This is a genomic window from Taibaiella soli (genome assembly GCF_003236175.1).
In the GTDB taxonomy this organism is placed as follows: domain Bacteria; phylum Bacteroidota; class Bacteroidia; order Chitinophagales; family Chitinophagaceae; genus QKTW01.
This window is the reverse complement of the sequence record NZ_QKTW01000015.1, coordinates 146,806-160,353: the sequence shown is the minus strand read 5'-3', so window position 1 is coordinate 160,353 and position 13,548 is coordinate 146,806. Positions and strand designations below refer to the sequence as shown.

Genomic DNA, 13,548 nt, shown 5'->3' with positions numbered 1-13,548 from the left:
CGCGTATGATTTTAAGTGTATCAGCTCAGGGTAGATTTGCCTGGGCGAATGGCAAATGTGTTAGCAAAAGACTTTTCAGTCTATTTCTCCTGTCGCTGCTCCTTATAGGGAAAAACACGAAAGCACAAACTTTTCAGATTGGAACCGGCACTACCGTAACCTCGGGGTCTTCCGGTCCGGCTCCGGTAAACATTAGCGCACGCTCCGCACGCGTTCAGTATCTTTTCACGGCTGCAGAGCTAAATGCGATGGGCATTGTTGGGCCACAGAAGATAGACAGCCTTGGATTCAATGTGATTGGTGCGCCTATTTACAGTTTGCCCGGCTTTACTATCAAAATGGCTGCCACGAAGATTCCAGATCTTTCAGTGGCCTGTACGGATAGTTTTATGCAGGTATATCAAAATGCAAACTATGCTCCGGTCGCAGGTTCATGGAACATGTTCGGATTTTCCACGGTTTTTGCATGGAACGGTGTTGACAATATCGCTGTTGACATTTGTTTTAACCAGGTACTTGCGCACAATGCTTCGGGTACAGTAGAATATACTGCAACACCAAATTATCTGGGCAGATATAACGCTCTTGATAATTCATCAGCATGTGGATCGACTTTGGGAGCAGGAACGTTTAATCGTCCCAATACAAGATTTCATTTTACGCCGTATGCAATGTGTAACGGTGTTCCCTCAATTATAGCACAAACTGCCAGCCCCTTAAACCTTTGTACTGGCGGTACGCCTTCATTTTTTATCAAAACAGATACAGCCAGCGGCTACACTTTCCAATGGGAAAAATCAGCTACAGGCGCTACTCCGTGGACTTCAATAACTGGTGCAACCAATGTTTTTTACAGTGCACCTACGGCCGCTCCCGGTTATTATCACGCCGTGGTTACCTGTGCCGGTAGCGGGCAAACGATATCTGGCGCACCAATACAAGTAGTGAGCAATCCGCCGCTGTATGCTGCACTGCCGTATGTTCAGGATTTTGAAAACTGGCAGAACTATTGTGACACAGTGGATGTGCCGGGTGGCAATTGGGCTAGTCAGCCAGCACGCGGCAACAATTCCTGGCGTCGTAACGATCAGGGAGTAACTGCAGGATGGGCGTCCACCAATGGAATGTATAATCCGCTTTTCAAAAGTGGAGCACATAGTGCATGCTTTAGTACTGCAAGTACCCAGGCAGCAGGTTTTCCAGCAACAACAGCGCCTGGCAATCTGGATCTATATGTAAATTGTAGCGGATCGGCAGCACCTAAGCAGTTATACTTCTACATGTTTAACGGGATGATTGCCTCACAGCGGGGCGATAGCCTTAATATATTACTTTCTATAGACGGCGGCAATACGTTTACCCGACTGGCAGGATATGATACCGCAACTGCATGGACCCGGAAAATGGTTTCTATTCCATCGTCATCTGCGCAAACCATTATTCGTTTTAGCGCAAACAGAAATACGATTGATGCGACTAATATTGGTTTAGATAGTGTATATGTAGCTGATGTTTGTAACGGTCAGCCAACGGCAGGGAATATCTTGCCATCAGGTACCATAATCGGGTGTGCCGGATATAGTCAAATGTTGACGGTAACAGGAACGACGCTAGCCGGTAATCTTTCTTATCAATGGATACAAAAATCAAACGGAACAACCTCATGGGCAAATGCTGTGGGTGCAGGTGCGAATACAACCCAGTTTACATCACCGGCGTTATATGATACCATTCAATATCGTTTAGTGGTAACCTGCCTTGGCAGTAACCTTCGGGACACTACCGCTCCTGTTTCAATCAACGTGCAAAAGCCGGTTTATTCAACCGTTCCATTTACAGAAGATTTTGAAAGCTGGATGATGCGTTGCGCGCAAAATGATAACCCTTCCAACTTTTGGGTAAATAATCCGAACACAGGTAATACCTCATGGCGCCGCAATGATCAGGGGTCTTCGGCTAGTTGGAGTCCACTCAATGCAACAGCTTTTACAGCGGCTCCGCATGGAAGCTATAGTGCCCGTTTTCATTCGTATGGTACTACTGTTGGTTTGACAGGAAGTTTGAGTCTGTTTCTGGATTGCAGCTCATCTACCGGCAATCAGCAATTGCAGTTTTACTTTCTGAACGCCAGCGGCACCGATTCGCTGACCGTACAGCTTTCTACAAATGGTGGTGCTACATTTACCACGCTGGGAATTTATACGATTGCCAACTCCTGGACGCTCAATACAGTTCAGTTTGCTTCGAATTCGGCGCAAACAGTAATTCGTTTTCTGGGCCGTGCAGACAATGGAGGCTCTACATCTGACATCGGATTGGATTATGTACAGATCTTGCCGCTTTGTAATGGTACTCCGGTTGCCGGTGATGTCACTCCGGTAATGCCATGTGCAAATAAAGACTTCTCGCTTGCATTGCAGAATAACTCGCAGATTTCAGGAACTACTTACCAATGGCAGCAAAGCCAGAATGGTAGTATCTGGACAAACGTGCTTATCAACGCAACTCAGCCAATTGCAACCGGCAATATTGCTGCGCCAACGTATTTCCGTTGTATTGTGACTTGTAGCCTTTCGGGCATGTCAGATACAACCCCTGTTTATCTGGCCAATCTGGCACCTTCTTATTTGTGTTATTGTCTCTCTGGAGCCGGTAATGCTACGCGCGGCGACATTGGTAATGTGACTATTGCCAACAGTAATTTTTCAAATACAGTATTGAATAATGGCGTTGCAATACCGGTTACTGGTAATACAACCGCTAACCAACTGTACACAGATTTCAGAGCGACAGTGCCGCCAGTACAATTGTACCGGAGCAGTCTCTATAATATGACCGTATCGCAGGTCACCGCCGATACGGATATCTCAGCTTCAACCGTCGCTGCTTATATAGATTATAATGGCAATGGCGTGTTTGAACCATTGGAGCAACTTTTTAAACAAGGAACCACCGCTGCGAATCCGCTGGTTCAGCATGCATTTACAGTTCCTGCCAATGCAAATATTGGTGTGACTGGTATGCGTGTTATTTTGATAGACGGACCGGTGACAACTATGGATCCTTGTGGTACTTATAGTTTTGGGGAAACGGAAGACTATCTGGTAGACATACATTATCCAACCTGTGACGGTCCGACGAATCCGGGCGTTGCGACATCGTCGGTGCCGAATGCATGTAAAGGCTATACGTTTAAGCTTACAGATACTAGTCATCAAAAGAATCAATCCAATATAACCTGGAACTGGCAATATTCTTCAAGCAATGGAAGTATGTGGGGCGATGTGCCGGGTTCTGCAGAAACAGATACGTTGACGCAAACTATGAACGGTCCGATATGGTATCGTTTGCAAATGGTTTGCCTGATGACTCATGATACGACTTATTCAAATGTGGTAAAGATTGATGAAACGCCTTATTATAAATGCTATTGTTATAGCGTGGCTACGGGTGGTGCAGCAGACAGTTCGGATATCGGCGCATTCAGCTTTGCCAATTTCACGGTAAATACCGGAGGACCACACCAGCTTAATCCGCATGCGAATAATGGTAGTGTTGATTATACAAACCTCACTCCGATCGAATTGTATGTGGACAGCACGTATACGATGAATCTGTACCATACGATGAGCAGCAAGCAGCACGCAAACGCGCGTGTGACCATGTTCATGGATTTCAATAATAACGTGGTTTATGATGTGCCTGTTGAACGTATTGCTTTGCAGAACAATATCACTACAGTTGCGGGCTGGTACCTCATCGACAATATCACCATTCCGCAGAATGTGACATTGAATGTTCCAACCGGTATGCGTGTAATTCTGAATAATGATGTGGCTCCGAATACAGCATCTGATGATGCATGCGGCGCTTATACTTCAGGTGAGACCGCGGATTTTGTAGTGATCTTCCGCAGTGCAACACCGACGGCAGTAGCAAGTCTGAGTAATATCGGCGAGCTGATGCTGTATCCAAATCCAAACAATGGCAAGTTTACAGTGAGCTTTAAGGCTGTTAATACTATTCATGCTTTGCAGGTTTCAATTAAAAATATTGCCGGCCAACAACTGTTGCAGAAAACATTCAACGATGTTGGAAATAATTTTTCACAGTCATTTGATATGACGCAACAGGCGAGTGGAATCTATTTTGTAGAGCTGCTTGCAGACGGAGAACGGACAATCCAAAAAGTTGTAATTCGGTAATCTGGATGTAAAAAAAGTCAAAAAGGGCTCCATTGGAGCCCTTTTTTTATATGCGTCTGTTTTGTGTTATTATAAACAACGAAATGTCTAACCTGAAAAATGGCGCTACTTACGCATATTTTAGGTTCAAATAAAACTTGACGGGCATTTGTTAATATTAAGAGAGTATGATTTATTCATTATAAATCAATATGTTGTGCGGGTGCCTCCCCAAAATTGATTAACTTACAGGCGTCTTATTTCAAATTACAATCTATGATACCAAGTGTACAACCCGGTGGCAAACCTGCTGCTGAGTCTTACAGGCGCGTGAAGCTAGGGCTTTTGAGTTTCCTGATGCTTTTAATGTTACCGTTTGTTCAACCTGTAAAGGCGCAGACGATTCAAATTGGTACCGGCACCTCCGTTACCGGCACCAGTTCCGTTTCTCCGGTGAATATTTACTATCGCTACATGCACGTGCAGTATCTTTTTACTGCTGCGGAGATCAATGCGCTTGGCATTACCGGACCACAGATAATCGATAGTCTCGGTTTTAATGTGATCGGTGCGCCGATTTATCAACTGCCCGACTTCTCATTGAAGATGGCCGGTACCAGCATGACCAGTCTGCTTGCATCACAGTATACCGGCACGTTTACCACAGTGTATACAGATACCGGTTATGCGCCAGTTGCCAATACATGGAATATGATTGGCTTTCAGAACTCATTTGCATGGAATGGCGTAGATAACATTGTGATCGAAGTTTGTTACGGTCAGGTGATGCCTACCTACAACTCCTCCGGTACGGTAGAGTATACTACCAATGCAAATGTGATGGGTAAATCTTACACGAGCGATGGTACGATGGCTTGCGGACAGGTTCCGACTGCAAATCAATACAACCGTCCCAACACCAAACTGCACTTCTCTAACTATCCGGCATGTACAGGTGCGCCGTCTATTACGAGCCAGACAGCAAGCCCGATGAACTCTTGTGCAAGCGCTACTCAAACATTGTTTGTAAATGTTGCGAACGCCAATGGTTATACTTTCCAATGGGAAAAAGCAGCTGCAGCGGGTGGTCCGTGGACGCCGATCGCAGGCGCTACAGGTATGACGTATACATTTTCCGTAACCGGCAATGCTTATTACCATGTAGTGGTGACTTGTACGGCGAGTGGTAATGCAACGACCGGCAGCGATATTCAGGTTATTTCTACGCCGCCAACGTACGCAAACCTTCCTTATGTGCAGGATTTCGAAAACTGGCAAAACTATTGTGATACATTGGACGTTCCTTCTGGTAACTGGACCAACCAGCCTTCGAGAGGCAATACTTCATGGCGCCGGAATGACCAGGGGGCAACAGCAGCGGGCTGGTATTCTCCTGCATCGGGCATGTATAGCCCAACTGCTTATAGTGGTTCCTATAGTGCCTGCTTCAATACTTATGGTACACAAAACGGCACGCCGGCGCTCACTACGCCAGGTAATCTGGATTTGTACGTAAACTGTAGTGCAACGACGGGACCGAAAGAGCTTTATTTCTACTACATCAATAAATACAATTCCTATAAAGGAGATACATTGAGTGTTTTGGTCTCTACAGACGGTGGTGCCACATTTTCACTCGTAAGCACTTTCGATACGGCAACCTCCTGGATACAGAAAATGGTTCCGATTGCATCTAACGCGGCACAAACAGTGATTCGCTTTAGCGCAAAAAGAACAATTACCGATTTGTCTAACATTGGAATTGACAGTGTATATATTGCGGAGCCATGTAATGGTCTGCCGACAGCTGGCGTTATTACACCGGCAGGTCCGCTGGCATCTTGCCCTGGTTACTCAACTATATTGACAGCAACAGGTACTTCGCTTGCTGGTAATCTTTCTTACCAATGGATTCAGAAAGCAAACGGTGCCACTACCTGGACAAATGCGGTAGGTGGTTCTGGTGCTACAACTACTATCTATACAACTCCTGTATTAAACGATACGATTGAGTACCGCATGGTGGTTACCTGTCTGGGCGGCAACTTGCGCGATACCACACCAGTAATGGTGATCGATGTAGATCGTCCGAGATACGCTAGCATTCCATTTGTAGAGGATTTCGAAAGCTGGGGTACACGTTGTTATCCTACAGATATTCCTTCCCCGTACTGGAGCACGAATCCGTCAACTGGTACGCAATCATGGCGTCGCCACGATCAGGGAGCTTCCGCAAACTGGAATAGTCCAACTTCTTATCTGTACAGTCCGGCTGCGCAGCATGGTAGTTACTCGGCTCGTTTCCATAGTGGCTGGTCTTCTGCTGGTACTACTGGTACGATGGATCTGTTTGTAGACTGTAGCACGATGTTGGGCAATAAAGAACTTCAGTTTTATTACGTCAATGCTTCTGGTTCTGATTCTTTGAAAATACAGTTGTCTACCGACGGTGGTGCTACGTTTACTCCTCTTGCTGCTTATTCGGTAGCGACTTCCTGGACAATGTATGCTGTGCCGGTTGCCTCAAATTCTGCTCAGACTGTTATTCGTTTTATTGCACGTGCGGACTATGGCAGTACAGATATTGGGCTGGACTATGTACGCGTGTTGCCGCCATGTGCCGGTAACCCGGTAGCAGGCAATATAGAGCCGACCACTCCTTGCGCGAATACGGATTTCCAGATCGGACTGCAGAATAACTCTCAAAGTGCGGGTCTTTCGTACCAATGGCAAATGAGCACTAATGGTACCACCTGGACGAGTGCCGGTTTGACCAACGCAACACAGATGATTCCGACAGCGAATATTTCTGCTGCCACGTATTTCCGTTGTATTGTTACTTGTACCAACTCTAATCTGGCAGATACAACGCCTGCATATCTGGCGAAGATTGCACCGTTCTATATGTGTTACTGTGCATCTACCGCTACCGGCGATTCTTACAGCGATATCGGAAATGTGACCATTACCAACAATAACAACACAGACAGCTTGCTGAATAATGGTGTAGCAACACCGGTAAATAATAATCCTGCAGCGATTAATCTTTATACGGATTTCAGAACGAGTGTTGTGCCAACTGTTTTGTACAGAGACAGCACTTACAATATGACAGTAAGCCAGATCAATGTAACCACCTTCCTGGGTTCTACTGTTGCAACTTATATTGATTATGACGGCAATGGTGTTTTTGATCCTTCAGAGCAATTGTTTAAGTTGGTTACTTCCTCCGCTACTCCATATGTGGTAAGCCCGTACACTATTCCATCTAATGCTAAAATCGGTGTTACCGGTATGCGCGTGATTATGGTTTACGGTACATCCGCTACAATTAATCCTTGTGGTACCTATACTTACGGTGAAACAGAAGACTATCTGGTAGATCTGCGTTACCCGCCTTGCGATGGACCATCCAATCCGGGTATTGCTAAAACGAGTGATACAAGTATGTGTATCGGATATTATTTCCAGCTTACAGATACAACACACGAAAAATACCGTTCGTCCATCAGTTGGAAATGGCAGCAGTCAAACAGCTTCGGCAGCCAATGGATAGACGTGGCAGGTTCGGCAAACAGAGACACCCTGACTCAGATGTTTAATGGTACTACATGGTACCGTTTACAGATGATTTGTGACATTACGCATGACACAACTTATTCGAACATTATTAAGATCAACGAAAAGCCACCATACAAATGTTACTGTTACAGCATTGCTACAGGCGGTGCGGCTGATACGTCCGATATCGGCGCATTCAGCATCGGTAATTTTGTAGTAACCATCGGCGGTCCGCATATTATGAATCCGCTGGCGACTAAAGGCCGTGGTGACTTTACAGATCTTGGTCCGATTGAATTGTATGTAGACAGCACTTATGCTGTAGATCTGTATCATATTCTCAGAGGCAAGGTGCACGCTGATGCACGTGTGACCATGTTTATGGATTTCAATAATAACCTGACTTATGATATCCCTGACGAACGTGTGGTATTAACTTCAGACGTCAGCAGTGCAAACGGCTGGTATGTGATCAATAACATTACCATTCCGAAAACAGTGATTCCAAACGTACCTACGGGTATGCGCGTAATCCTGAACAATAACGTTGGTCCGAACATCCCTTCCGACGAAGCATGTGGTCCTTACACTTCCGGTGAAACCGCTGACTTTACGGTGATCTTCCGTCAGGCAAATCCAACTGGCGTAGGCAGTATCGGTAAACTCCAGCAGCTTGCATTGTATCCAAACCCGAATGAAGGCCAGTTCAGACTGAGCTTTAAATCGCAGAATGCAATCCGTGATCTGCAGATTGCAGTGACCAATGTTGCTGGTCAGCAATTGCTGAAAGAAAACTTCAGCAACGCCGGTACCACGTTCACAAGAGATTTCGATCTGTCGCAACAAGCGCGTGGTGTCTACTTTGTAGAGATCAAAGCTGACGGTGTAAGAACGATTGAAAAAGTGGTGATTCGATAGGTGAGGTGTTAACGGTGAATATTCCTGTTCCCGTTGATTTTTTAATTGGAGCTTTAAGTCGGGAAACCGAAATAGGAAAATAGCAAAGGGCGAACCAAATGGTTCGCCCTTTTTGCATCGTTTTTATATTCAAATCGATGCTCTTGAGGATAAACAGTCGTTATTTTTCTCTAACTCATTAATTTATAGTAAAATGTTTAATCCCGGATGGATAGAAGAGGTATTTATATATGATTATATCAGGTAAAAATTGAGATGCGAAATTTCTGAGAAAATAAATGATGTCTAAACGACTTGGAATGGATGTGGTTATGAATTTTTCAATTACGATGTATTAAAAAAATTATGTGAAATTCTCCCCAACTTCTGCTAACTTAAGTTTGTCATTTATAGTGTAAGAGATGTAATGTCTCTCCGAAAGAACGCTACCTAATTTCCCACTCTTTTTCTTTATTCCCCTTCCCGGTTACGTTGTTTATTTATAACAACTTGTAATTATAAATTCTGTAAATATTTATAAATGAACTCATTTTTAAACCAAAACATAGTTTTTTGTTAAAAAATAGATAACTTACGAAACACGTTTTGTTAATCCCAATTAAAAGTAGAAAGTGTATGATGCAAAAAATTACACATCCATCGTCAATCCATGACGGTCGTTTTAAAGGCGGCTTCAAATGGTACCTGGCGGCCCTTATGTTGATGTTTGGTTTCATTGAGCCAGCCGCTGCACAACAGTGGACGATCGGCACTGGGACCTCCAGTAACTCAAGTACTGGTTATCCGACTCCTTTCGGTAACTATTGGTCCGGTATGAAGACGCAGTTTTTGTACACTGCGGCAGAACTTACCGCAGCGGGAGCTACTCCTGGTAATATCCATCAGTTGTCTTTTAACGTGAGTGGTCTTAATACTGCCGGAGCGCATCTGGCATACAACATTAATATGAAAGGTACAACCACCACTGCGTTGAGCACGTGGGAAACCGGTACGGTCAATTATTTCAGCGCTCCTAGCGTTACGCCGGTATTGGGCTGGAATGACTTTCCTCTAGCTACGCCTTTTAACTGGAACGGTACCGACAATGTTCTTGTTGAGATCTGTTTCTGGAATGGTCCGTCTACTTATACTTCAAATGCGTCTGTATATTATAGCGCGGTTACTGGCGGTGCTATCGATTTCCATTCCGATTCCGGTGGGCCTTTCTGTACGCAGTCTCCTGCGGTTACAACTTATGCTAATCGTCCTAATATTCGTTTCACAAGATTTAACCCTTGTACCGGTACGCCATCAATTTCTGTAAGTCCGGCAGGTCCTATTGCGTCCTGTGCGGGTGCTACTCAGATTCTCACTGCAGTTGTGCCAGTGGCTACAAGTGGTTTCACTTACCAATGGGATTCTGCATCTACTTGTGCGGGTACCTGGGGTGCGATTTCTGGTGCAACAAGCAACACTTATTCATTCTCTGTTACAGGTAACAAATTTTACCGTGTACGTGTTACATGTAGTAATGCTGGCGGCGGTACTGCAACCAGTGCGTGTGTGCAAGTAACTGCGGCTCCTCCTACTTATTCAACCATTCCTTATTTCCAGGATTTCGAAGCATGGCAGAACTATTGCAGTACATCAGATGTTCCGTCTAATAACTGGACCAACCAACCTTCTACTGGTAATACATCCTGGCGTCGAAACGATCAGGGATCTACAGCTTCCTGGTACAGCACAAGCGGTATGTATGCGCCCACTGCTGCTAAAAGCGGTACCTACAGTGCACGCTTCCACAGCTATGGCGCAAGTTTTGGTACACCATCAGTTACTACTCCGGGCAACTTAGACCTGTATCTGGATTGTAGTGCGTCTACTGCTCCAAAAAATCTGTATTTCTGGTACAACAACTTTGCGCAGTACGGCTATGATAACGATTCACTCTCTATCTTGCTGTCAACAAACGGCGGTATATCATTTACAACGCTTGCAGCATTTGATACGTCTTCTGCATGGGTTCGTAAACAAATTCCGATTGCTTCTTCTTCCGCCCAAACAATTGTGCGTTTCCAGGGTAGAAAAATTACGAACTACGATTACTCTGATATCCTTGTTGATAGTGTTTACGTAGCAACTCCTTGTTCTGGTCAGCCATCTGCAGGTATATTGACTCCTGGTGGTCCGATCACAGGTTGCCCTGGTTCTTTGTACACATTTACGTCACAGGGTACTACACTTGCGGGTAACCTTTCTTATACATGGATTCAGAAAGCAAACGGTGCTACTACCTGGAGCACTGCTGTTGGTACTGTAGGAAATAACGGCGGTACATTCACAACGCCAAACCTGTACGATACGATCAGTTACCGTATGGTGGTAAAATGTCTGGGCAGCAGCCTGACTGATACAACGCCTGTAGTAACTATCAATATCCTGCGTCCTACTTATGCATCTGTTCCTTTTGTAGAAGATTTCGAAAGCTGGAGCAACCGTTGTTATACAACAGATATTCCAGGCACAATGTGGTCTAACTATCCTGCAACTGGCGACAACTCATGGCGTCGCGATGATCAGGGTGCAAGTGCAAGCTGGACTTCAGCCACTACTGGTCTGAGCACTCCTGTATCTGCGGTAGGTGCACACTCTGCACGTTTCCACGGTTATTATGCTCCAACTGGCGCTGCCGGCGCGGGTCTGCTGGATCTGTTCGTTAACTGTAGCACTGTTACGGGTAATAAAGAATTGCAGTTCTATCTGAAAACACAAACTGGTACTACTTATCCAAATGACTCTGTAATTGTAATGATGTCTACCAACGGCGGCAGTACATACACTACACTGGGCGCTTATGGTCCGGGTTCAGGCTCCTGGGATTTCAATACTTTGACTGTTCCTTCTAACAGCGCTACTACAGTAATCCGTTTCAAAGCAAGAAGTGATTATCAATACTACGGTGACATCGCAATCGACTATGTTCGTGTGCTGCCTCCATGTGCTGCAACACCTTCTGCTGGTAATGTAACGCCTATTACACCTTGTGCGAATGCTGACTTCCAGTTGACACTGCAGAATAACTCTCAGGCTGCGGGTATTACTTACCAATGGCAAGATAGTACAGCAGGTTCTCCGGGCTGGTCTGCGAGCGGTATTACCAATGCTGCTACAATGATCGCTACTGGTAACATCTCAATGGCTACATATTTCCGTTGTATTATAACATGTACCAACTCTAGTGCGTCAGATACAACGCCTGCTTATCTGGTAAATCTTGCGCCATTCTATAATTGTTACTGTAACAGCACTGCATTGTATAACTCTGCAACAGACAACATTGGCCGCGTAACACTCCGTCGTACTTCAACTGGTGACACATTGATGAATAATGGCCCTGGTCTGCCATTGTACAACTTTACGCCAATTGCAATGTACTCTAACTTCAGACAAACAGTTCCGGCTCCTAAGATCGTAAGAGATTCTACTTATACAATCAGCATTCAGCAAGTAGAAAGTAGTACTTCGGTTTACACAACAAGAGCATATGTATTCGTTGACTTCAACCGCGACGGTGTATTCCAGTCTACTGAACTTATGTATGTAGGTGCTCCGGTAAGTGGCTCTAATCCGGTATTGATGGTGGCAGGTCAATTTACAGTCCCTGACTCCGCAAAAATTGGTCTGACTGGTATGCGTATTATCCTTGACGAAACATCTGCTGCGACGATGAATCCATGTGGTAACTATTCTTATGGTGAAACAGAAGATTATCTCGCAGAAATCGCATATCCGCCTTGTGATGGTCCAACAAATCCGGGTGTAGCACATACATCTGATACGTCAATGTGTGCTGGTTATACTTTCCAGCTTGTTGATACTACACATGAATACCATCGTTCCGGCATCAGCTGGTTGTGGCAGGTATCTACCAACAACGGCAGCACCTGGTCTGCAATTCCAAACTCTGCTGGCAGAGATACGGTAAATGTACTGTTCACGCAGCCATCATCTTACCGTTTGCAAATGACATGTAACATTACTAATGATATCACTTACTCAAACGTTCTGTTTGTAAATGGTAAACCTCCGTACAAATGTTACTGTTACAGCATCGCTAACGGCGGCGCTGCAGATACATCAGATATCGGCGCATTCAGCATCGGAAACTTTGTAATCAACACTGGTGGTCCGCACCTGCGCAATCCAATTGCAAACAAAGGCCGTACAGATTATACAGACCTCGGTCCGATAGAACTTTACGCTGACAGCACGTACACAATGAACATCTACCATACGATGAAATCACAGACACATGCTGATGCTCGTATCACAATGTTCCTTGACTACAACAATAACCTGGCTTATGACATTCCTTCTGAACGCGTGAACCTGACCAACAACATCAGTACTGCTGGTGGCTGGTATGTGATCAACACAATCACTATTCCAAGTGCAGTGATTCCGAATGTGCCAACAGGTATGCGTATTATCCTGAACAATAACATAGGTCCAAACGTTCCTTCTGATGAAGCATGTGGTCCTTATACTTCAGGTGAAACAGAAGATTACACTGTTATCTTCCGTCAGGCAAACCCAACCGGTATTGGTACTCTGAACAATGTACAAGACCTTTCATTGTATCCAAACCCGACCGGCGGTCGCTTTACTGTAAGCTTCAATGCTGAAACTGCAGTGAAGGACATGGAGATCAATGTTACTACTGTAACTGGTCAGTCTGTACTTCGTCAGAACTTCAACAATGTAGGTCATACATTCGTTAAAGACTTTGATCTTACGGAACAGGCACGCGGCGTATACTTCGTAGAAATCCGTGCAGATGGTCAGAAAGCGATCCGTAAAGTGGTATTGCGTTAATTTTTCACCATCCAAATAGTAATGAATGAAA

Annotated in this window: 3 protein-coding genes; all 3 read left to right on the top strand. The window is 44.9% G+C overall.

Going from position 1 to position 13,548, the window contains the following annotated elements; genetic code table 11:
* The first annotated feature begins 5 nt into the window (after positions 1 to 5).
* The 3 genes from DN068_RS09805 to DN068_RS09795 all read left to right on the top strand — a co-directional run bounded on the left by DN068_RS09805 (position 6) and on the right by DN068_RS09795 (position 13,517).
* The gene (locus DN068_RS09805) at positions 6 to 4,205 is read left to right on the top strand and encodes a T9SS type A sorting domain-containing protein (RefSeq protein WP_110998733.1); all 4,200 of its coding nucleotides are present in this window, start codon (positions 6 to 8) and stop codon (positions 4,203 to 4,205) included.
* 255 nt (positions 4,206 to 4,460) lie between these two features.
* Positions 4,461 to 8,663, top strand: a complete 4,203-nt coding sequence (locus DN068_RS09800; protein WP_110998732.1) for a GEVED domain-containing protein — start codon at positions 4,461 to 4,463, stop codon at positions 8,661 to 8,663.
* Between the two features lie 615 nt (positions 8,664 to 9,278).
* Positions 9,279 to 13,517 (top strand): GEVED domain-containing protein, encoded by a 4,239-nt coding sequence (locus DN068_RS09795; RefSeq protein ID WP_110998731.1) that lies wholly within the window; start codon positions 9,279 to 9,281, stop codon positions 13,515 to 13,517.
* Positions 13,518 to 13,548: the final 31 nt, after the last annotated feature.

Coding starts and splice junctions, on each gene's coding strand:
- DN068_RS09805 (WP_110998733.1), top strand. CDS start 6: ATGATTTTAAGTGTATCAGCTCAGGGTAGATTTGCCTGGGCGAATGGC.
- DN068_RS09800 (WP_110998732.1), top strand. CDS start 4,461: ATGATACCAAGTGTACAACCCGGTGGCAAACCTGCTGCTGAGTCTTAC.
- DN068_RS09795 (WP_110998731.1), top strand. CDS start 9,279: ATGATGCAAAAAATTACACATCCATCGTCAATCCATGACGGTCGTTTT.